This window comes from Plantactinospora sp. CNZ320 (genome assembly GCF_002846275.1).
The window spans coordinates 1,237,315-1,258,242 of the sequence record NZ_PJMP01000001.1 but is presented as its reverse complement, the minus strand read 5'-3'; the positions used below and the strand labels follow the sequence as shown (position 1 = coordinate 1,258,242).

General features: G+C 72.6%; 22 protein-coding genes. 17 read left to right on the top strand and 5 right to left on the bottom strand.

Features of this window, described 5'->3' with window-relative positions; genetic code table 11:
* The first annotated feature begins 3 nt into the window (after positions 1-3).
* The 12 genes from CLT71_RS05440 (at position 4) to CLT71_RS05385 (ending at position 11,130) form a co-directional block, all read left to right on the top strand.
* Positions 4-1,509: a DUF4419 domain-containing protein gene (locus CLT71_RS05440; RefSeq protein WP_101366135.1), complete on the top strand. Its 1,506-nt coding sequence runs from the start codon at positions 4-6 to the stop codon at positions 1,507-1,509.
* A gap of 41 nt (positions 1,510-1,550) precedes the next feature.
* On the top strand, positions 1,551-2,042 hold the full coding sequence (locus CLT71_RS36360) for a DinB family protein (RefSeq protein ID WP_143743370.1): 492 nt from the start codon (positions 1,551-1,553) through the stop codon (positions 2,040-2,042).
* Positions 2,043-2,238: 196 nt separating this feature from the next.
* Positions 2,239-3,840, top strand: coding sequence for an ABC transporter substrate-binding protein (locus tag CLT71_RS05430; protein WP_486483070.1), 1,602 nt, complete (start codon positions 2,239-2,241; stop codon positions 3,838-3,840).
* Positions 3,837-4,850 (top strand): ABC transporter permease, encoded by a 1,014-nt coding sequence (locus CLT71_RS05425; protein WP_486483069.1) that lies wholly within the window; start codon positions 3,837-3,839, stop codon positions 4,848-4,850. Before CLT71_RS05430 ends, CLT71_RS05425 begins: the two co-directional genes overlap by 4 nt.
* On the top strand, positions 4,843-5,727 hold the full coding sequence (locus CLT71_RS05420; protein WP_101366132.1) for an ABC transporter permease: 885 nt from the start codon (positions 4,843-4,845) through the stop codon (positions 5,725-5,727). The genes CLT71_RS05425 and CLT71_RS05420 overlap by 8 nt, the downstream gene beginning before the upstream one ends.
* Complete coding sequence (locus CLT71_RS05415; RefSeq protein WP_486483068.1) at positions 5,724-6,848, top strand: ABC transporter ATP-binding protein; 1,125 nt, start codon at positions 5,724-5,726, stop codon at positions 6,846-6,848. Before CLT71_RS05420 ends, CLT71_RS05415 begins: the two co-directional genes overlap by 4 nt.
* A complete protein-coding gene (locus CLT71_RS05410) occupies positions 6,845-7,678 on the top strand; it encodes an ATP-binding cassette domain-containing protein (RefSeq protein ID WP_101366131.1) in 834 nt (277 codons plus the stop codon). Before CLT71_RS05415 ends, CLT71_RS05410 begins: the two co-directional genes overlap by 4 nt.
* 9 nt (positions 7,679-7,687) lie before the next feature.
* Positions 7,688-8,503 (top strand): helix-turn-helix domain-containing protein, encoded by an 816-nt coding sequence (locus CLT71_RS05405; RefSeq protein WP_101366130.1) that lies wholly within the window; start codon positions 7,688-7,690, stop codon positions 8,501-8,503.
* Positions 8,504-8,514: 11 nt separating this feature from the next.
* Positions 8,515-9,234 carry an SDR family oxidoreductase gene (locus CLT71_RS05400; RefSeq protein ID WP_101366129.1) on the top strand — a complete coding sequence of 240 codons (720 nt, stop codon included), beginning with the start codon at positions 8,515-8,517 and terminating at the stop codon, positions 9,232-9,234.
* 131 nt (positions 9,235-9,365) lie between these two features.
* Positions 9,366-9,845 carry a cysteine dioxygenase gene (locus tag CLT71_RS05395; RefSeq protein ID WP_101366128.1) on the top strand — a complete coding sequence of 160 codons (480 nt, stop codon included), beginning with the start codon at positions 9,366-9,368 and terminating at the stop codon, positions 9,843-9,845.
* Between the two features lie 61 nt (positions 9,846-9,906).
* Complete coding sequence (locus tag CLT71_RS05390; RefSeq protein ID WP_101371167.1) at positions 9,907-10,404, top strand: rhodanese-like domain-containing protein; 498 nt, start codon at positions 9,907-9,909, stop codon at positions 10,402-10,404.
* Positions 10,405-10,461: 57 nt separating this feature from the next.
* Positions 10,462-11,130 (top strand): winged helix-turn-helix domain-containing protein, encoded by a 669-nt coding sequence (locus CLT71_RS05385; protein WP_101366127.1) that lies wholly within the window; start codon positions 10,462-10,464, stop codon positions 11,128-11,130.
* On the opposite strand, the gene CLT71_RS05380 is transcribed toward CLT71_RS05385, so the two are convergent.
* Together CLT71_RS05380 and CLT71_RS05375 are read right to left on the bottom strand one after the other, a co-directional pair.
* Positions 11,082-12,623, bottom strand: a complete 1,542-nt coding sequence (locus CLT71_RS05380; protein WP_101366126.1) for a serine hydrolase domain-containing protein — start codon at positions 12,621-12,623, stop codon at positions 11,082-11,084. The genes CLT71_RS05385 and CLT71_RS05380 overlap by 49 nt on opposite strands.
* 92 nt (positions 12,624-12,715) lie before the next feature.
* Positions 12,716-13,372 (bottom strand): HAD family hydrolase, encoded by a 657-nt coding sequence (locus CLT71_RS05375; protein ID WP_101366125.1) that lies wholly within the window; start codon positions 13,370-13,372, stop codon positions 12,716-12,718.
* A gap of 110 nt (positions 13,373-13,482) precedes the next feature.
* Between CLT71_RS05375 and CLT71_RS05370 the strand changes: the two genes are divergently transcribed.
* Positions 13,483-14,283 (top strand): hypothetical protein, encoded by an 801-nt coding sequence (locus tag CLT71_RS05370; protein ID WP_101366124.1) that lies wholly within the window; start codon positions 13,483-13,485, stop codon positions 14,281-14,283.
* A gap of 177 nt (positions 14,284-14,460) precedes the next feature.
* Here the strand turns inward: CLT71_RS05370 and CLT71_RS05365 are convergent, their stop codons facing one another.
* On the bottom strand, positions 14,461-15,375 hold the full coding sequence (locus CLT71_RS05365) for an AEC family transporter (RefSeq protein ID WP_199187515.1): 915 nt from the start codon (positions 15,373-15,375) through the stop codon (positions 14,461-14,463).
* A 203-nt stretch (positions 15,376-15,578) separates the two neighbouring features.
* Between CLT71_RS05365 and CLT71_RS05360 the strand changes: the two genes are divergently transcribed.
* On the top strand, positions 15,579-16,196 hold the full coding sequence (locus CLT71_RS05360) for a winged helix-turn-helix domain-containing protein (protein WP_101366122.1): 618 nt from the start codon (positions 15,579-15,581) through the stop codon (positions 16,194-16,196).
* Between the two features lie 80 nt (positions 16,197-16,276).
* On the opposite strand, the gene CLT71_RS05355 is transcribed toward CLT71_RS05360, so the two are convergent.
* Together CLT71_RS05355 and CLT71_RS05350 are read right to left on the bottom strand one after the other, a co-directional pair.
* Entirely contained in the window at positions 16,277-16,933 is a 657-nt protein-coding gene (locus CLT71_RS05355) for a response regulator transcription factor (protein WP_101366121.1), read from the bottom strand.
* Between the two features lie 45 nt (positions 16,934-16,978).
* Positions 16,979-18,250, bottom strand: coding sequence for a histidine kinase (locus CLT71_RS05350; protein WP_101366120.1), 1,272 nt, complete (start codon positions 18,248-18,250; stop codon positions 16,979-16,981).
* A gap of 153 nt (positions 18,251-18,403) precedes the next feature.
* Between CLT71_RS05350 and CLT71_RS05345 the strand changes: the two genes are divergently transcribed.
* Genes CLT71_RS05345 through CLT71_RS05335 form a run of 3 tightly spaced genes read left to right on the top strand, consistent with a single transcriptional unit; the run spans position 18,404 to position 20,898 of the window.
* Positions 18,404-19,399 (top strand): ATP-binding cassette domain-containing protein, encoded by a 996-nt coding sequence (locus CLT71_RS05345; RefSeq protein ID WP_101371165.1) that lies wholly within the window; start codon positions 18,404-18,406, stop codon positions 19,397-19,399.
* Complete coding sequence (locus CLT71_RS05340; protein WP_199187514.1) at positions 19,396-20,226, top strand: ABC-2 transporter permease; 831 nt, start codon at positions 19,396-19,398, stop codon at positions 20,224-20,226. The genes CLT71_RS05345 and CLT71_RS05340 overlap by 4 nt, the downstream gene beginning before the upstream one ends.
* Positions 20,227-20,259: 33 nt before the next feature.
* Positions 20,260-20,898 (top strand): nucleoside/nucleotide kinase family protein, encoded by a 639-nt coding sequence (locus CLT71_RS05335; protein ID WP_101366119.1) that lies wholly within the window; start codon positions 20,260-20,262, stop codon positions 20,896-20,898.
* Positions 20,899-20,928 lie beyond the last annotated feature (30 nt).

The following is a 20,928-nucleotide window of genomic DNA, read 5'->3' as shown; positions in this document are numbered from 1 at the left end:
CCGATGGTGATCTTTCCGGTCGACGACGTCACCCCCGCCGCCGAGCCGCTGCCGACCCGACCCCTCGGTGAGCTGTTCGGCGACGCGATAGTCGTCGGCGGAGACCCGACGTTGCCGGTACTGGAGCCGAACGGCGTACACCCGCTGCTCGATGCCGTGGGTCGTGCGTTCGCCGACCACCGTCCGCTGGTGCTGTCGCCGGACGCGGTGTGGCTGACCATCGCCCAGGGCGTCGCCCAGCACATCCGGCTGCACGCGGAGGAACTGCGTCCCCGGCTGGTACGCCACTCCGGCCGCCGGCGGCTGGAGGTGCTCGTCGACGGCGCGATGCCGGAGAGCGCGGACGCCTGGCGCGAGATGGTGGAGCTGTTCGGCAGGCTGCTTCGGGCCGAGGGTGTCGACCCGCACCTCTTCGAGTGCGACTTCTCCACGAGTACGCAGGTCGAGCGGGTCGCCGGGCGGATCGTGCTGCTCGACGCATACTCGCCGTACTTCGCGGTGTGGATGGTCTTCGTCTGCGGAATCCCGTCGATCACCCTGACCGGCACGGTCGAGGACTGGCGGCGGATCCGGGACCGGGTGGACGCCTTCGCGGATCTCGGGCTGACGAACTGGAATCGCTCGCTGGCACCGATCCTCGACCAGTTCGTCCGGGCCGCGTCCGGCGACGTCGACACCGCCTTCTGGCAGCGCATCTACAGCCCGGTCGACGCGTACGGCGGCGAGGTGGTCACCGGTTGGGTGGCGCGGCTGTACCCGTACCTGTGCGGGGAGGCCATCGCCGACGAGCCGAACCCGCTGCTGGAGCTGCCGCTCGGCGAACCCCGCGACACCGCCGCCGAGCACGGCTTCTACCGCGGTCCCGGCATCCGAACCGACCAGGTACCCGCGACCCTGTCCCGGGTGGTCGTCAACGTCAACGACCGGATCGGTGGCGACAACCGGGTGCTGGCCCTGCACGGCGGCCTGGCTGCCGTCGCACAGGACGACGGGGGCGCGCTGCGCCCGGTCGCCGGCTGGTATCTGGGGCGGGCGACCGTCGCGATCGACGACGTGCTCGACCGGATCGTCCGCGACCACCAGACCACACCGCCGCTGCCCGGCCACCCGATGCGCACGCACTCCGACGCCGACCTCGCCGCGCTCTATCGACGGATCGGTTCGGCGGCCCTCTTCGGCGGCGGGTGGCGGCTGTTGCCGGCAGCCGAGCAGGACTGGATCTTCGACGGTATCGGCGACCTCGGGATCGCGGTGATCGGCGAGCTGGCCGACGGCCGGAGCCTCTGCGCCGCCGCCGACTTCACGGCCCAGACGACGCACTGGGTTCTCTGCCGGGTCGAGCGGGGTGCTGCCGACCGGCCGGGTTCACCCGGACCGCTGCGGCTGGTGGACCGGCTCGCCGACGTGCCGGTGTACGGCAGCTCGCTGGCCCTGCTGCTCGACGCCGCCCTGGACTCCGGCGGCGACATCCGGCACCTCGAGACCGGCCGGCTCGACGCCCTGGCCTAGGCAACAGTCGCAGCGGAGATGGCAGCCGTACCCTTGCGGTCGTGGAGCGTTGCGACGAGTGCGGGTTCGACTATCCCTCCGTTTCGGCCGAGGCGCTGCCGGACCGGCTCCGCGGGTTCGGGCCGAGGTATGCCACCGGGCTTCGCGCGGCCCGGGACCCGCGACGGCGCCCGGCCGAAGGTGTCTGGTCGCCTCTCGAGTACGCCTGCCACGTCCGGGACGTCTTCCGGGTCCAGTCGGAGCGGCTCGCCCTGGCGCTGGCGGTCGACGAACCGGAGTTCACGCCGATGGGCCGGGACGAGCGGGCGGTCGCGGACGCGTACAACGAGCAGGATCCGGCCGTGGTGCTCGGTGAACTCGACGCGGCGGCGGGGGAGTTGGCTACCGCGTTCGGCAGGCTCGGTCCGGCGGAACTCGCCAGGACCGGCAGCTATCCCTGGCCGCAGCAGCAGCTCCGGACGATGTTGTGGCTGGGCCGGCACAGCGTGCACGAGGGGGAGCACCACCTGCTCGACATCAGCCGCGGCTCGTAGCCACCCGGTCCCCGACCCGGCGGATACGACCCCGACGGGTGGCCTCGCCGTGGTCAGCGGCGGTTACCAGCACAAGATCATCAGCTTAATGCTAGATGATCGTTGTTGCCAAACCTTTGCAACTCTGCGACCGTGATCATCGAAGGTGCCGGTGCGAGCCGGCCCACGTCCGTGCCCGAACTCGTGGGAGACCTCCGTGATCCGGATCCGCCCGACCGTCCGACGACTCGTGGCGGTGGTCGCCGCCGGCGGCCTGCTCGCCGTCGCGGCCTGCTCCTCGACGACCGCTCCGGTGGCGTCCACGGCGGCCGGTGACACCTTCGTGGTCGCCACCGGCGGCGAGCCGGACACGCTGAACCCGGTGCTCAACTACGGTGTCGACGGGGCATCGCTGATCTTCGACGGACTGGTCGCCCGGGACGCGCAGAACCGGCTGGTGCCGGGCCTCGCGGCAGAACTGCCGACGGTCTCCACGGACGGTCGGACCGTGACGGCCAGGCTCCGCGACGGGGTGCTCTTCCACGACGGTACGGCGCTCACCTCCGCCGACGTCGTCTTCACCTACCAGGCCGTGCTGGACCCGAAGGTCGACTCCACGCTCCGGTCCGACCTGGAGATGCTGGAGTCGGTCGAGGCGCCGGACCCGACCACAGTGGTGTTCCGGCTCAGGTACGCGTACGCGCCGTTCCTGCAACGGCTCGCCCTCGGCATCGTGCCGGCCAAGGCGCTGGGCGGGCAGGACGTCAACCGGGCCGGGTTCAACCGCAAGCCGATCGGCACCGGCCCGTACCAGGTGGAGTCCTGGACCCCGGGCGACCGGCTGGTGCTCACCGCCAACGACGGCTACTTCGCCGGGAAGCCGACGAACCGGCGGGTGGTGGTGGCGTTCGTGGCCGACGACAACATCCGGGCCCAGCGGATGCGGGCCGGCGAGTTCGACGTCGCCGAGCTGGCCCCGAAGCTCGCGGCCGGCTTCGACGGCGGCGCCGGTTACCGGGTCGAGCGGGTACCGACCGCCGACTACCGGGGCGTGATGCTGCCGATGGGCAACCCGGTGACCGCCGACCCGGCGATCCGGCGGGCGCTCAACCTCGCCGTCGACCGGGCCGCGATTGTCGACGGGGTGCTCGGCGGTGCCGGTGAACCCGCCTACGGCCCCGTCCCGCCGACCTCGGAGTATGCCGAGCCGGCCATCGCCGGCAAGCCGACCGCCGACCCGGCCGCCGCCACCGCGCTGCTCGACGCCGCCGGCTGGACACCCGGCGCGGGTGGCATCCGGGTCAGGCAGGGCCGTCCGGCCCGGTTCACCCTGATGTACCCGGCCAGCGACAGCCTGCGCAAGGAGTTGGCGCTGGCGGTCACCGCCGACGCGAAGAAGGTCGGCATCGAGATCACTCCTGCTGGCCTGACCTGGGACGCCATCGACCCCCGACTCAACTCGGACGCGCTGATCATGGGCTACGGGACGCCGTACGACCCGGACTTCGTCTCCTACAAGCTGTTCGGCTCCCGGTTCGCCGGGCAGGGTTACTTCAACCCGGGGCACTACAGGTCCACCGTCGTCGACCAGGCGTTGCAGCAGGGGCGGGACCAGGCCGACCCGGCCCGGCGCAGGCAGGCGTACTCGACGTTCCAGAAGCAGCTCGCCGCCGACGTGCCGTGGGTGTACCTGAGCTATCTGAAGCACACCTACGTGCTGCGGGACTCGATCGACGGGGTGTCCCCACGGGTCGAGCCGCACGAGCACGACGTGGCGAACAGCCTCTGGTGGAACATCAACACCTGGACCCGGCGGTGACACCTCCACCTACCCCGGCCAGGCGTCGGCGTCGGCTCGCCGGGGCGGGTGCGATGGTGGGGCGCCGGCTGCTGGTCGCCATACCGGTGCTCGTCGCCACCAGCATCGGGATGTTCGCCCTCGGCGCTGCCTCCCCGGTCGACCCGGCGAAGCAGTACGCCGGAGCGGCCGCGTTCACCACGAGTGAGGAGAACCTGGCGCAGATCCGGGCCAACTGGGGCGTCGACGATCCACCGCAGGTGCAGTACCTGCGCTGGGTCGGCAACCTGCTCCGTGGCGACCTCGGCTGGTCGACGAGTCGACACGAGGCGGTCGGCTCGGTCATCGCCGCCCGGGTCGGCTGGACGCTGCTGCTGGTCGGTGCCGCGCTCGTCGTCGTACTCGTGGCGAGCCTGCTGCTCGGGTCGCTGGCCGCGTACCGCCGGGGTGGGCTCTTCGACCGTGCCCTGCGGGCGGCGGCGTACGCCGTGCAGTCGATGCCGGTCTTCTGGCTCGGGCTGGCCGCCATCGCCATCTTCGCCCTCGCCCTGGGTTGGCTGCCGGCCGGCGGGCTCACCGACGTCACCGCGACCGGCACCTCGTGGCGCGACGTCGCCCACCACCTGGTGCTGCCGATCGGGGTCCTCGCGGTCTCCCAGGCCCCGTGGTTCCTGCTCTTCGTCCGGGACGCGGTGGCCGACAGCCTCCGCGACGACCATGTCCTCGCCGCCCGGTCCCGAGGACTGCCCGGCCGTACGGTGCTGTTCGGGCACGCGCTGCGTACCGCGCTGCTGCCGTTCCTCACCCTGGTCGGCACCCACCTGCCCGAACTCGTCGGCGGTGCGGTGCTGGTCGAGACCGTCTTCTCGCTGCCCGGGCTCGGCGCGGTCACCGTTCAGGCCGCGCTGGGCAGCGACTTTCCGCTGCTCGCCGCGATCACCCTGCTGACCACCGCCGTGGTGCTGGCCGCCAACCTCGCCGCCGACCTCGGCTACGCCGCCGCCGATCCCCGGGTGCGCCTCGATGACTGAGCTGACCCGTACCCGTGTCAATTCCGCCGGCTGGCGGCCCCGGCTCCGGCTGCGTCCCGGCCAGACCGGTGCGGCAGTGGCCGGTGCGGTGCTGCTGGTGGTGATCGTCGCCAGCCTGGTCGCGCCGCTGCTCTGGCCGCTCGACCAGAGCGCCGTCGCCCTGGACCAGGTCCGGCTGGCCCCGTCCTTGGCGCATCCCGCCGGCACCGACGACCTCGGCAGGGACGTCGCGCACCGCGCCCTCTACGGGCTGCGGGTGTCGCTGCTCGTCGGGGTGGTCGCCGCACTGGTCGCCACCGTGATCGGCGGGATCGTCGGTGGGATCGCCGGCGCCGTCGGCGGCCTGGTCGACCGGATACTGATGCGGATCGTGGACACCGTCGCAGCCCTGCCGCACCTGCTGCTCGGCATCTTCATCGTCGCCATGCTCCGCCCCAGCCTGGGTGCGGTGATCGCCTCGGTCGGGCTCACCCACTGGCTCTCCACCGCCCGGATCGTCCGGTCGGAGCTGCTGAGCCTGCGTACCCGGCCGTTCGTCGACGCCGCCATAAACGGTGGCGCGAGCCGGCTCCGGGTACTGACCCGGCACCTGCTGCCGCACGTACTGCCCCGGCTGGCCCTGGCCGTCACGCTGATGATCCCGCACGCGGTCTGGCACGAGACCGCGCTCTCCTTCCTCGGGCTCGGCCTGCCGCCGCACCTCGCCTCGCTCGGCAACATGATCAACGACGGTCAGGGTTCCCTGCTGGCCGGTGCCTGGTGGGCCAGCCTCGCCCCGGGAGCGGCCATCGTCGTGGTCACCCTGGCCATCGCCGTGGTCGCCGCCCACTGGCGGGACCGGCTCGATCCCCGCGTCCGAGCGGAGCTGCACCTGTGAAGACCACCCGACCGGGTACGGTCGCCGCCGCCACCCTCGTCGCCAGCGCCACCGCCGGTGCCGCCGGTCCGGCGCGCTCCGATTCCGCTGGTTCGGGGCGCTCCGGCGCCGCTGGCTCGGGGCGCTCCGGCTGCGCTGGCGAGGGGCGCTCCGGCGCCGCCGATCCGGTGCTCAGCGTCGACGGGCTCAGCGTCCGGTTCCGGCTCCGGGACGCGACCGTGCACGCCGTCAGCGACCTCGCCCTCACCGTCCACCCCGGGGAGCTGCTGGCCGTCGTCGGCGAGTCCGGCTGCGGCAAGTCGGTCCTCGCACACACCCTGCTCGGGCTGCTGCCCCGCAACGCCACCGTCGGCGGCCACGCCCGGCTGCACGGGCCGGGCGGCGACCAGCTCGACCTGGTGACCTGCGGCGAACGGGTACTCGCCGGCTTGGTGCGGGGTCGACGGGTAGGTCTCGTACCGCAGAGCCCGGCCACCGCGCTCACCCCGGTGCGTACCGGCCGCCGCCTGATCGAGGAGACCCTGCGCGCGCACCGGCACAGCCGGGCCGACGCCGTCGCCGGGGCGGAACGGGTTGCCGCCCAGGTCGGCCTGGACGCCACCGACCTGGACCGCTTTCCGCACGAACTCTCCGGCGGGATGGCACAGCGGCTGGTCACCGCGCTGGCGCTCGCCCCGGACCCGACCCTGCTGATCGCCGACGAACCCACCAGCGGGTTGGACCGCCCCCTGGTCGAGCAGACCCTCGACCTGCTCCGCCGCAGGTGCGACAGTGGAAAGTCCGTCATTCTGATCACCCACGATCTCGCCGCCGCCGAACGGGTCGCCGACACCGTCGCCGTGATGTACGCCAGCCGGGTCGTCGAGCACCGCAGCGCCGAGCGGTTCTTCACCGCACCCGCCCACCCGTACGCCGCCGCCCTGCTCGACGCGCTGCCGGATCGCGCCTTCCGAGCCGTACCGGGGTACCCGCCGATGCTCACCGCACTGCCGGAGGGCTGCGCCTTCGCCGCCCGCTGCCCGTACGCCACCGACGCCTGTCGACGGCAACCGCCGTTGGCGGCGTACGACGCCGGTGCGGTCGCCTGCCACCACCCGCTCCCCGCCGGAGTCCCGTCGTGACCCCCGCACCCGCAACCGTGCCCGCACCCGAAGTCGTTCCGGGGCCGGGACAGCTCGCCGCGCACGAGGTCACCGCCGGTTACCGGCGACAGGTGGTGCTCGACCGGGTAAGCCTGTGGATCGATCGGGGCGAGACGGTGGGACTGCGGGGACCCTCCGGTGGCGGCAAGTCCACCCTGGTCCGGGTCCTCGCCCTGTTGCACCGGCCGGACCGTGGCCTGGTGACGATCGACGGTACCCCGGTCAACGCCACCCGGTACGCGGTGCCGGTGGCCGTCCGTACCCGGATCGCGGTCCTGTTCCAGAGCCCGCGCGCCGCCGCCGACCCGCGACTGAGCCTGACCGACCTGATCGCCGAGCCGCTCCGGGCCACCCGGCACCCTGCCGACGAGATCCGCAGCCGGGTCGCCGAACTGGCCGATCTCGTCGGTCTCACCCCCGACCTGCTCGTCCGGCGCCCGCACGCGGTCAGTGACGGGCAACTCCAGCGTGCCTGCCTGGCCCGCGCCCTCGTGCACCGCCCCGACTACCTGCTCTGCGACGAGGCCACCGCCATGCTCGACGCCTCCACCCAGGCGCACGTCGCCGCCGTGATCACGGACTACCAGCGGGCGCACCGGGCCGGGGTCCTGCTCGTCACCCACGACCCGGCGCTGATGGCCCGCTGGGCGGACCGGGTCGTCGAGCTACCACCTGCGATGCCGCACGTCGCCGGGGCGGGAAGGTCGGAGAGGGCGGGAACCTCGGACGGGCCGGGAAGGCCGGACGGGGCGGGACAGTCGAACGGCACCGACCGGCGGGTCGAAGGCGGTCTGCCCGGCCGGTCATGATGGTGCCTGATGGCCCGGCTGACGCAGCTCCATTCGATACCGGCACAGCCGCAGGCCGTGGCGTGCGAGACGATCGTCCGGCTCCCGCACCCACGGCTGCGCCGTCACGTACTCGGCTACGCGGGATTCCGGGCCGGATCGCGGACCCGGATCCCGCACCGGCTGCTGCCGTTGAGTAACGCGATCCTGCTCGTCGACTTCGCGGACGCGTACCCGCTGGTCACCGGGGCGCGCGGCACGGCGACGGTGGCCGGGCGCACCGACTGGGCGTACGGGGTCAGCGTCGGGATGACTCCGGCCGGGGTGTCCGGGCTGCTCGGCGTACCGATGCCGGAGCTGGTCGGGGTCACGGTCCCGCTGTCGGACGTGGTCGGCCCGCGCGCCGCCGGGCTGGCCGAGCGGCTCTGCGCTGCGCCGGACTGGCCGACCCGGTTCGCGCTTCTCGACCGGGTGCTCGCCGGATGGCTGGCAGACGCACCGGCCGGGCCGGCGGACGAGCCGGTCAGCGCGGCCTGGTGGCGGCTGTCGCACGGCACCGGGCGGCTCCGGATCGACGCGCTCGCCGATCGGCTCGGAGTCAGCCGTCGTCACCTCGAACTCGGCTTCCGCCGCCGGATCGGACTGACCCCGGGTTCCGTCGCCCGGATCGCCCGGTTCCAGCACCCGATCAGGCTTCTCCACCAGGGCGCGGGGCTGGCGGCAACGGCGGCCGACACCGGGTACGCCGACCAGCCGCACCTCACCCGCGAGGTACGGGCACTGGCCGGTCTCACCCCGACCGAGCTGTGCGCATTTCTTCAAGACCACGCACCAGTCCCCGGATAGCGTCGCCGGGCATGAGACTCGATGGCAGGACGGCACTTGTCACCGGCGGTTCCCGGGGGATCGGCCGGGCGGTCGTACGACGGTTCGCCGAGGCGGGCGCCCGGGTCGTCTTCACCTACCGCAACGACCGGGCGGCGGCCGACGAACTCGTCTCCGGGTACGCCGACGTGCTCGCCGTACGCGCCGACCAGGCCGACCTGGCCAGCCTCGGACCGATGTTCGACCCGGTCCGCGACGGCCTGGACATCCTGGTGAACAACGCCGCGATCGCCCCCTCGACACCGATCGCCGAGATCACGGCGGCGGAGTTCGACCGGGTGATGACGGTGAACGCGAAGTTTCCGCTGCTGGCGATGCGCGAGGCGGCCACGGTGCTGCGCGACGGTGGCCGGATCGTCAACATCTCCACCCTCAACACCCGGCTGCCGGCGGCCGGGCTCGCCCTCTACTGCGCCAGCAAGGCGGCCCTGGAGCAGTTCACGGCGGTGGCCGCCCGGGAACTCGGCCCCCGGGGCATCACCGTCAACACGGTCTCGCCCGGCGCCACCGACACCGACCTGCTGCGGGCGTCGAACCCGGCCGAGGCGTTGGCCGGTACCGCGACGCTCACCGCACTGGGCCGGCTCGGACAGCCGGAGGACGTCGCCGCCGTCGTCGCCTTCCTCGCCGGTCCCGACGCCGGTTGGGTCACCGGACAGAACATCCGGGCGACCGGCGGTCTGCTCCTCTGATCCACCGGTCTGCTCCTCCGATCCACGCCGCCAGGCCGAGTCCGCGCAGGGCTTGCGATAAAACCTACTAAGCAGATAGGTTTTATGGGCTACCTTCGCCGGTAGCCGCACACCTGCCCTGAGGACCAAGAATGATCTCCATTTCTTCGAGCCCGTCGACCGGCCCGGACCTGCTCGCCATCGCCCGCCGGTACGCGGCGGAGGCGGCCGGCCCGGCCGGTTGGCCCGTACCGCTGCGCTTCGACCCGGTCGAACGCTGGTACCACCGGCTGGCCGCCGCCGACGACCACGAGGTCTGGCTGCTCACCTGGTTGCCCGGCCAGCACACGGACCTGCACGACCACGGCGGTTCCGCCGGCGCCTTCCTGGTGGCTGCCGGAACGCTTGTCGAGGAGACCGTGGCCCGGGGCCGGCTGCATCCCCGCCAACTCGGTGCCGGCACCGGTCGCCGGTTCGGCGCCCGGCACGTGCACCGGGTTGCCAACGCCGGGGAGCGGCCGGCGGTGAGCGTGCACGTCTACCGGCCGGCGCTGCGCAGCATGACCCGCTACCGGCTCGACGGCGGCCGGCTGCGGGTCGCCGACGTGGCGGAGGCGGGAGTCGCCTGGTGAGCGGGGGCGGCACCCGGTGCGGGTTCGAGGCCCGACACGACGGAAGGACAACACGGTGAACCTGACCAACCTCCGAGAGCCCGTCGACGGCTGTCGCGGAGCACAGGCCCCGGCCGGGTCGCGGAGCATCGACGAGATCCTCGCCGCCGCCCGGGTGCGGCTGCACCGCCTGGAACCGGAGGCGGGACATCTCGCCGCCCGCGCCGGTGCGGTACTCGTGGACATCCGCCCGGCCGCCCAGCGGGCCGCCACCGGGTCGATCCCGGGGGCGCTGCTCGTGGAGCGGAACGTCCTGGAGTGGCGGTTCGACCCGCGCAGCGCCGCCCGGCTCCCGCTCGCCGACCGGTACGACCTGCCGATCGTCGTCTTCTGCCAGGAGGGCTACACGTCGTCACTGGCTGCCGCCGCACTTCAGGACCTCGGCCTGCACCGGGCCACCGACATCGTCGGCGGGTTCGTCGCCTGGCGGGGGCTCGGGCTGCCCGCCTTCGGACCGACAGACGTCTACGCCCAGCCCGAAACCGTCCCGCCGGTCATCCCCCGGCGGGCGCTCACCTGACCCCGCGCGCCACCGCACGCGGTCGGTCCGGACCAACGTCCCACGAAGGAGTTCTTCATGTCGGTCGTCGCCATCCACCCGCGTACCGCCTCACCGGCCGGACCGCGCCGAGCCGGGTCGGCCCGACGCCGTCCGCCGGCCGTCGAGACCGTGCCGGTCATCCGGGTCACCGTCGACCTTCCACTGGTCGGTGGGCGGGTCACCGAGGAACTGGCCCTGCTGCTCGGGCTGGTACGCCAGCTGCGCGACCACGGTGCCGACGTGACGACCGAGACCCTGCCGGGCCGGACCGCCACCGACCCGGGCCTGCCCGGTCCGCCGGACCCGTTGTCACCCGCTGCCGGTCTGTCGGATCCGTTGTCACCCGCTGCCGCCGGGCTGCTGTCGCCCGGCGCCGGAGCAGGGCCCGGCGAGGCCGACACGGGGTCACTGCGGGTGCTGACCGGGCCCCGGGTGGTGCTCCACGATGGACGGCCGATCGCGTTCACCCGGCTGGAGTTCGATCTGCTGGTCTTCCTCGCCCGCAACCCGCGCCGGGTCTTCACCCGGTTGCAACTGCTGGGCAACGTCTGGGGGTACGAGCACGCCGTCGCCCGCACCGTCGACGTGCACGTACGCCGGGTGCGCGCCAAGGTGCCCCGGTCGATGCCGCTGGTCACCACCGTGCACGGGGTCGGTTACCGGCTCGCCGACGACGCCCCGGTACGCCTCGACGACGACACCTGACGCCCTCGGCCCGCCGTAACCTCCTGACCATCCCCAGCCGTTCGGCGCAGCCCTGACCGCAGCCGGGTCAGCCGCGCCGCGGTGGTCACCAGCCCGGCTGCCGCGGCGACGGCGAGCGTTGTCGTCAGCGGCGCGGGAAAGTAGGTCAACTGCGCCCAGGTGACCGCCCTGCCGTTCATCAGAAACGACACCCACTGCGGGTACGTGGCCAGCACCGCAGCCGGCACCAGCACCCCGACCAGCCGCAGCGCGGTCCAGCCCCACGCCCGGCCGGCACGTCGACGCGCCCAGCGGCCCGATCGGAGCACACCCAGGATCCCGAGCCCGACGGCGACCAGGGCGGTGACCGCGAGGGCCAGCTCCGTCATCTGCCGTCCACCGCCCGGCACGGCCGGCCGTTGACCCTGGGTGAGGGCGACCAGCCCGAGCAGGATGTCGTAGGTGTCGTCGTACAGCGTGGCGCTGTTGGTCAGGACCGCGAAGCCGAAGCTGTTGGCCGGATCCACCGCCTGGACGGCCGTGTACGTGAACAGGTTGCCCGAGTGCACCAGCAGCCTGCGGCCGTCCACCACCTCCGCACCCCACCCCATGGCGTAGTCCGTGCCTGGCGACGGGTCGTGCAGTACCGCCAGACTGCCCGGCGTCACCACCTGCGGACCGTTACCGCTCTGACTGATCAGCCAGCGACCCATGTCCGACGCCGTGGTGACCACACCACCGGCGCCACCGCGAAACCCCCGAAGCTCGGTGCGGGGCACCCAGGCGCCGAACAGCGACACGAACCCGTCCGACGGCCGCGCCCCCCGGTCTCCGACGGCGCTGGCGTCCATGCCGAGCCGCCCGAAGACCCGCTCTCGGATGGCCTCGGCGAGGTCGCGGCCACCGACGACCTCGACCAGTCGGGCGGCGACCTCGTAGTTGACATTGCAATACTCGTAACGGGCTCCGGGCTCGCCGGCCAAGGTGCCGGGCCGCAGTGCGGCCAGGTAGCCGGCAAGGGTTGTCGCGCGCTGTGTCGCGTCGATGTCGACCGTCCGGTCCGACAGGCCCGAGGTCTGGTTCAGCAACTGCCGCACGGTGATCCGGCCGGCGCGCTGATCTGCCATCCGGAACTCCGGCAGGTACGTGCCGACTGTCTGGTCCAGCGCCACCCGACCCTCGTCCACCAGGGTCATGACCGTGGCAGCGGTGAACGACTTGCTGACGGACGCGACCCGCATCGGGGTGTCGGCGGTGACGGGTCGCCCACCCGCCTCGTGTCCGAACCCGGTCGCGTGGACGATCCGGTCGCCGTGGGTGACCACCGCGGACATCCCAGGTAGCCCGGTCGATTCGAACGCCTCCCGCAGGTATTCGTCGATGGCCGTAGACGTGGGTGTCGCGGCCGGGCTTCTGCTCCACGCGGGTTGGCCGCCGGCGACGACCAGAGAAGGGAGGACCAGGGACGGGACGACCAGGGACAGGGTGAGCGTCACCAGCAAGGTTCTCCGCATGGACCGAACCTATGGATCAACGACCGCTGGGTCGTCTGGCGATCGTCGGGGCCGACCCCTGACGAAAGTCGTGGTGCCAGGCGCGGCGAGTGCTATCCGCTCGCCGCGTTGTGCTTCGCGACCAGGGCCGGCAGCTCGTCCAGCGAATCGATGCGGAACAGGCACTGCTCGGAGACGGCCGGGATGTCGAGGATGTAACCCCACGGACCACGCCGGATCAGGCACGCCTTCATCCCGGCCTCCACAGCCGGGCGTGCGTCGTTGTCGGGCCGGTCGCCGACGTACAGGATCGATGACGCATCGCCGCCGCCTTCGCGGATGACGTGCGCGAAGAAGGCTGCTGACGGCTTCGCCACACCCCAACCGGCCGAGGTGCCGATCACGTCCACGGGGAGGTCGAGAGCGCGGAGGGACATCTCGGCATGGGCTGGCTGATTGCCGGCCAGGCCCACGAGCAGACCCTGCTCCTTCAGTGAGGTCAGGCACTGTCGCGCATCGGGGTAGAGATCTTCCTCGCCGAACGACTCCGGCTTGCCCGCGGCTGCCCGGCGTTCGAGCTCGGCCGCGAGATCGAAACTGGGCGAGAAGACCCGGAACGGTTCCTGCCAGTCCAGACCCCGGGCTATCGCCGCACCGAAGACCGCCGAGAACGTGTGCCGTGGAACGCCGAGCCAGTCCGCCCAGGCCGCGAACTCGCGGGACTCGTCAAGTATCGTCCCGCCGACATCGAAAAATATCGCATCGATCACTGATGCCCCCGGTCGGTCGCGTACGCGCTGCCGGTGGATCATAAGCGGTGATTGATGGTGGCCCCTGATGATCTTCCGGGTACCGCCCTGGCGCCGGTAGGGTCCTCGGCGTGGAATCGAACGAGATCACGCCGCAGGTGTTTTCCAATCGCTTCGCGGATGCGGTCGGGCCCAGCGAAGGCGGGCCGGCCCGCGACCACTGCCGCTGCGTCGGCCACTCGGTCGCGACCCGGCCGGACAACGTCGTCTTCCACCCGGACCGTCAGGACGCCGAGGCGGCGGGTTGGCGGCATCTGCTGGCGCTGATCGACGAGGCCGCAGCGGATGGGCGGGCGTTGTTCAAGCCGTTCGTGGAGCTGAGTGCTCCCGAGCGGCGGCAGATCGTCACGTTACCGGCGACGATCGCGAAGCTGACCGCCGTCAAACACCTGGTGCTCTACGGCACGAATCTGGTGCGAATCCCGCCCGAGATCGGGTCGATGACCAGCCTTGAGGCCTTCGACCCGTACACTTCCCACCGGCTGCACTGGTACCCGTACGAGCTGACCAGATGCACGAAGCTGGCCGACAGCACGGTGAGCACGCGCGTCCTATACGGCAACTTCAAGTTCCGTCCGCCGTTTCCGCAGCTGCGGGCGGTGACCCGTGCGGCAGAGGCAGACTTCGCCGCGCTCGACCCAGCCGTGTGGGGCTGCGACGCGGTGCGCACCTGCAGTGTCTGCGACGGGCCGGTCGACGGTGAGCTTCGCCAGGTCTGGATCTCCGGCCTGGTCGGCACCGACGTGTTGCCGTTGCTGGTGAACGCATGCTCCGCGGCCTGCGTGGCGGCACTGCCGCAGCCGTACTCCGGCTACCCCCCGACGCCGCACACCGGCGGCCCGGACATCGTGCAGCCGCCCGCCTGGCGATGAGGCGGCTACCCCCGGACCACCCGCAACTGTCGAAAGTGGTGCGCCTGTGCTCCTCGAGGGTCCGGCGCTCGAAGGCTGTTCCGGACGACTGATTGCGACCGCATCGAGGCGATGACGGACGACCGCATCGAGGCGACAGGGGCAGTCTCGGACACCACCGGTGGGCGGGGGAGAGGCTCAGCCGAGCAGGGCGGCGATCGCGGTGAGCGATACGGCGGCGGCGACGGTGGAGAGCACCACCACGTCCCGGGCGTGCGCCTGGGCCTGCCGGTAGTGGGTGGCGAAGACGAAGACGTTCTGCGCGGTCGGCAGCGCCGAGGTGACCACGGCTGCCAGCAGGGCCGGTCCGGTCAGGCCCAGCGCGTACCGGGCGATCAGGTAGGCCACCACGGGTTGCACGACGATCTTGAGTGTCACCGCGAAGTACCGCTGGGCGGACCCGGGGCCGGTGGCCAGCGGGCGGCTGCCCGGCAGCGACATGCCGAGCGCGATCAGGGCCAGCGGAACGGCGGCCGACCCGACCAGGTCGAACGGGAGTAGCAGCTCGGCCGGCGGCTGCCAGCCGGAGAGCGAGACCAGCAACCCGCAGGCAGAACCGAGCATGATCGGGTTCCGGGCCGGCAACAGGGCCAGCCGGCGCACCGACAGGCCCCGGTCGGTACTTGTGACATCCAGTACCCCGAGTGCCAGGGGCGCCGCCAGCAACACCTGGAAGATCAGGACCGGGGCGACGAAGGAGACGTCTCCCAGCACGTACGCGGCAACCGGCAGCCCGAGGTTTGCCGCGTTGACGTACGACGCCGACATCGCGCCCACGGTCGCCTCGCCGACCGGGCGGCGCCAGCCGAGGCGCGCGACGAGCAGATAGACCGCCGCCACGATCAGGGTGCTCAGCACGAAGGCGGCAAGCGCCGGGGTGACCAGATCGGCCACTGTGGACCGAGCGAGGGTGCCGAAGAGCAGCGCCGGGGTGGCGACCAGGAAGACCAGCCGGGCGATCACCGCGGTGCCGTGCGGGCCGAGCAGGTCGTACCGGCCGACCAGGTAACCGACCAGGGTGACCGACCAGATCACCGCGAATCCCGTCAGCACGCCCCGCATCCTGGCCATCCTGCCGGGTGTGCGTGCCAGGCCATGATCTGGTACTAAGAGCGAGCAAGTGATTTCGTTGAGTTTGTCGATTGTCACATTCATGCATCGTCGTGTCCCCTTGACCCTCGCCCCGGTGCCCGGAAGCATCGATGCAGCGGCGGTTCGGGCCGTGGGGAGAACACCCGGAGCAGCCAAGGAGAACCATGTCGGTCAGCCCCGCCTCGTCGCGTACCGGGTGGCACAGCGCCCAGCCGGTCGGCCCCGGCCGACCGCCGGGAGCCTCCCGCCGGCCCGCCGGGTCGACCGCGCCGACGCTTACGGTAACGTTATCGATCCCGCTCGTCGGCAACGAGGAACTCCTCACGGCACCCGCCCGTCGACTGCTCGAAGCCGCCCGTGAGCTGGTGGAACGGGGCGAAGCGACGATCACCGGCGGCCTCGCCGGCCAGGCGGAGCGGCGCGCCGAGGCCGCCGTTCCGCGCGCTGCGGCCCGACCGGCCACCGCCACCGCCACCGGCGGCACCGAGCTGCACATCCTCGCGGCGTCCCGGTCGGTGCTGCTCGGCGGCGAGCCGCTGCCGCTCACCCGGCTGGAGTTCGACCTCCTGATGCATCTGGTCGCGCACCCCCGGCGGGTCTTCACCCGACTCCAGCTGCTCACCGCAGTCTGGGGCTACGAGCACACCGGGGTACGCACCGTCGACGTGCACATCCGGCGACTGCGCGGCAAGGTCGGCGACGTACCGCTGATCACCACCGTCTACGGGGTCGGCTACCGGCTGGCCGACGACGCGGTGGTCACCATCGACCGCAACGCCTGACCCACCGGCCGCGACGGCCGATCAGCCCGGCCGATCCACTCAGGCCGATCCACTCAGGCCGATCCAGCCCGGCCGAGGCGTCAGCTCCACGGGGTGGGGCCGGCGTCCCGGGACAGCAGCGCCGCCTGCACCCGATTCGTGCAGTCGAGTTTCCCCAGGATCCGGCTCACGTACGTCTTGATGGTCATCTCGCTCATCCGCAGCCGCCGGCCCACCTCGGCGTTGGACAGACCCTCGGCGACCAGGCGCAGGATCTCCGACTCGCGCGGGGTCAGTACGGCCAGCCGGTCCCGCGCCTGCCGCCGCCGTCCCGCCGGTTCCGGCGCCACCATGCCGAGCAGCAGCCGGGTCACCGCGGGGGAGAGGTAGGCGTCGCCGTCGTGTGCGGCGCGTACCGCCCGGATCAGCTCGTCCGGCGTACAGTTCTTCAGCACGAACCCGGCGACCCGGGCCTGCACCGCGCGCAGCACGTTCGGCTCCGCCCCGAACGAGGTCAACACCACCACCCGGAGTCCGGGCAGCCGCCGGCCGAGTTCGTCGATCGCGTCCAGCCCGTCCAGCACCGGCATCCGGATGTCCAGCAGTGCCACGTCGGCGCGGTGCCGCAGCGCCGCGTCGACCGCCGCGCCGCCGTCCGCCGCCTCGGCGACCACCTCGATGTCACCGGCCGACTCCAGCACCGTGCGGATGCCGGCCCTGATCAGGGGCTCGTCGTCGGCGAGCAGGACCCTGATCATCTCAGCGCACCCCCAGCAGCATGCTCGCCGGCATGGCCACGAACATCAGGGCCGCGGTGGCGAGGCCGAGGGCCAGGGTACGGATTCCGACCCGCGCGGGCAGTTCGGCGTCGGCGCCGTCCGGTTCCGCGACGGGCAGCATCGCGAGGAGTCGCCACCTCCGTGCGCTGCCGTCCGGCTGGGCGGGATCGCCGGGCTCGACGATCCGGTACGCGACCAGCCCGCCCGCCTGGTCGGCCCGTTCCCGCAACCCGACCAGCCCGTGCCGGACCGCCCCCGGCCCGTCGCCGTTGCCGTCGTCCGCCGAATGACCGGTACCGGTACCGGAACCGCTGTCGCTGGTGGCGCCGTGGCCGGACGGCGTACGGCCTGCTCCGGCAGCGGGTTGTCGACGGTCAGCAACAGGGCGTCCGGCTCCCAGCGCAGCCGTACCGTCACCGGCTGGCCCGGCGCGTGCTTGACCGCGTTCGTCAGCCCCTCCTCCACCACCCGGTACGCCGTCCGCCCGGCCGCACCGGGCAACGGGAGCGGGGTGCCCTCCTGCCGCAGCGTCACCGGGGTGCCGGCCGCGCGGAACTCCGCCACCAGCGGGCCGATCCGCTCCGCACCCGGCGACCGCTGATCGGTCCCGTGTCCGCCGCGCAGCGCGCCGACCAGCTCGTAGAGTTCGTCAAGTGCGCCGCGAGCGGCTCCGGCGAGTTGCCGCACCGCCTGCCGCTGCACCGGCGGCAGCTCCGCCACCTCCAGCGCGGCGGCCTGCACCGAGACCAGGCTGAGCCGGTGCCCGAGCGAGTCGTGCATGTCCCGGGCGATCCGCAGCCGCTCCCGGAGCTGCTCCTGCTCGGCGAGCAGCTCCCGCTCCCGGCGGAGCTGCCGGTTGTGCCTGTCGAGGGTGGAGACCAGCCGCTCCTGTTGGGCCAGGTAGCGGCCGACCAGCACCGGTAGCGCCGCGAAGACCAGGTACGTCGAGACCAGGCTCGGGACCGTCCCGGGCTCCGCCGGCGCGGTCACCAGGTGTACGGCGAGCGCGCCGGTCAGCGCCCCGCCCACCAGTACCGCACCGGTGCGGTCCAGCGACTCCCGCCCTGCCTGGTAGGCGGTCCAGAGCAGCAGGACGTACCCGCCGTCGGAGAGCGCGACGAGCAGCAGCGCACCGATCAGGGCACCGACCGGGGCCCGGTGGCGTACCGCGATGACCAGCGCCACCAGCAGGGCGTGTCCGACGACATCCCAGGGCGACGTCCCGGGGCCGGCTCCGGCCAGCAGCAACGCGGCCTCCGCCAGCAGTACGACCACGGGCAGCAGATGTCGGCGCATGCCAGCAGGTTACGTCCGCCGCTCGCCCGCCGGCACCGATCGGCACCCGGTGCACCGCTCGACGGCATGGCCCGCGCACCGTCGACATTGGTGGGCGGGGTGGACGACTTTCGAGGACTGTCCCGACGGGCGGCGCTGCCTACCGTGGCGGGCGTGATCGAGGTGTGCAATCTGAGCAAGCGCTACGGGCGGACGGTGGCGGTCGACGGGATCACCTTCACCGTCCGGGCCGGGCAGGTGACCGGCTTCCTCGGCCCGAACGGTGCGGGGAAGTCGACGACGATGCGGATGATGCTCGGCCTCGACCGCCCGAGCGGCGGTCGGGTGCTCATCGCCGGTCGGGGCTATCCGGAGCACGTCGCCCCGCTGCGCTCGGTCGGTGCGCTGCTGGAGGCCCGCTCGGCGCATCCGGGGCGCAGCGCCTACCACCACCTGCTCTGGTTGGCGCAGAGCAACCGCATCCCGGCCACCCGGGTCGCCGAGGTGTTGGCTCTGGTGGGTCTGGAGAGCGTCGCGAAGCGACGGGTCGGCGGCTTCTCGCTCGGCATGGTGCAGCGGCTCGGCATCGCCGCCGCGCTGCTCGGCGACCCGCCGGTGCTGCTCTTCGACGAGCCGGTGAACGGGCTCGACCCGGAGGGCATCCGGTGGATCCGCGAGTTGATGCGGGGCCTCGCCGGGCAGGGCCGGACCGTCTTCGTCTCCAGCCACCTGATGAGCGAGATGGCGCTGACCGCGGACCACCTGGTGGTGATCGGCCAGGGCCGGCTGCTCGCCGACACCGGGATGCGGGAGTTCGTCGAGGCGAACTCCGGCACGACGGTACGGATCCGTGCGCCGGAACCGGAGCGGCTGCGTGCGGTACTGGCGGCCGACGGCATCCGGGTCGAGGCGGAGCCGGACGGAACGCTGTTGGCGTACCACGGCGAGCCGGCCCGGATCGGGGAGTTGGCTGCGGCCAACCGGCTGACCGTGCACGAGATCGGCGTGCGGCGGGCCTCCCTGGAGGAGGCGTTCATGCGGCTCACCGCGACGGCGGTGCGGTACCGGGCCGATGCCGAGGCGGAGGACCAGCGGGTGCAGGACGGTCAACGGGTGCAGGACGGTCATCGGGTGGAGCACGGTCAGCGGGTGGACGGGGGTCGGTGGTGAGCGCGGTGCCGGAGGTGGGCGTGACGGCCGGCGGGCCGGTGCGGGGCCGGGTCGATCCGAGCGGGCTCGGTGCGGTGCTGCGGGCCGAGCTGACGAAGATCCGGACCGTCCGGTCGACGGTCTGGACCCTGTTGCCGACCTTCGTCGTCGGCGTCGGCATCAGCCTGCTGGCCGGGCTCAGCTTCGGCACGCGGCCGCCGGAGCGCCAGTCCGGTTTCGATCCGCTCTTTCCCGCCTTCTACGGCCTGACGCTGGGCCAGCTCGCCCTGGTGGTCTTCGGGGTGCTGGTGATGGCGACGGAGTACAGCTCCGGGACGATCCGGGCCACCCTGGTCGCGGTGCCACGCCGGGGACGCTGCTACGCCGGCAAGGTACTCGGCACCGCCCTGTTCGCCAGCGCGGTGGCGGTACCGACCGTGCTCGTCGGCTTCTTCGCCGCCCAGGCCGGGCTCGGCCGGTACGGCGTCGGGCTCGGTGCGCCGGGTGCGGTGGCTGGCCTGCTCGGTGGTTGCCTGCACCTCGTACTCCTCTGCCTCTTCTCGCTCGGGGTGGCGGCGATGCTGCGCAGTCCGGTACGCGCACTGGCGGTACTGCTGCCGATCTTCTTCCTCGGCTCGCAGGGGCTCGGCAACGTTCCCGGACTGCGTACCGTCACCCAGTACCTGCCGGACCAGACCACCTGGGTGATCCTGCACCTCGCCGGAGCGCAGGACGATGCCCGGTGGGCCCGGGACTACGGCCCGTGGAGCGGGGTCGCCCTCCTGGCGCTCTGGACCGCCGCCGCGCTGCTCGGCGGCTACCTCGTGCTGCGCCGCAGGGACGCCTGACCGGCCGGCCCGGCCACCGGGCAGGATGGTCGGATGAGGGTCCGTCCGATCAGCCCCGAGTTGCTGGTGCAGGAGTTGGCCGACCGGCTGGCCGGCGAGCGTGCCGGCGGCTGGCTGCGGGTGGCGGTCGACGGGCCGCCGGCCGCCGAGCCGGGTCGACTCGCCGACGCGCTGGTCGACCCGCTGCGGGTCCGGGGCCGCCCGGCCGTCCGGATCGACACCGCAGACTTCCTCCGGCCGGCGTCGCTGCGCTACGAGCAGGGTCGCACCAACCCCGACGCGTACTACCTCGGCTGGCTCGACGAGGCGGGCCTGCGTCGGGAGGTACTCGATCCGGCCGGCCCGGCCGGCACGGGGCGGATCCTGCCGTCGCTGTGGAACGCCGAGACCGACCGGGCCACCCGGGCCGACTACCTCACCCTGCCGCCCGGCGGCGTGGTACTGGTGAGCGGGGCGCTGCTGCTCGGCGGCGGCCTACCGTTCGACCTGGTGGTGCACCTCGTGCTCTCGCCCGGTGCGCTGGCCCGGCGTACGCCCGCGGCGCAGCGCTGGACCCTGCCCGCCTTCGCCCGGTACGCCGACGAGGTCGCCCCGTCGAGCTTCGCCGACGTGGTGGTCCGGCTGGACGATCCCCGGCACCCCGCGCTGGTCGAGACGAACAGCGTCGGATGACCACCCGGCCCGATCGGCGGCGATCCGACC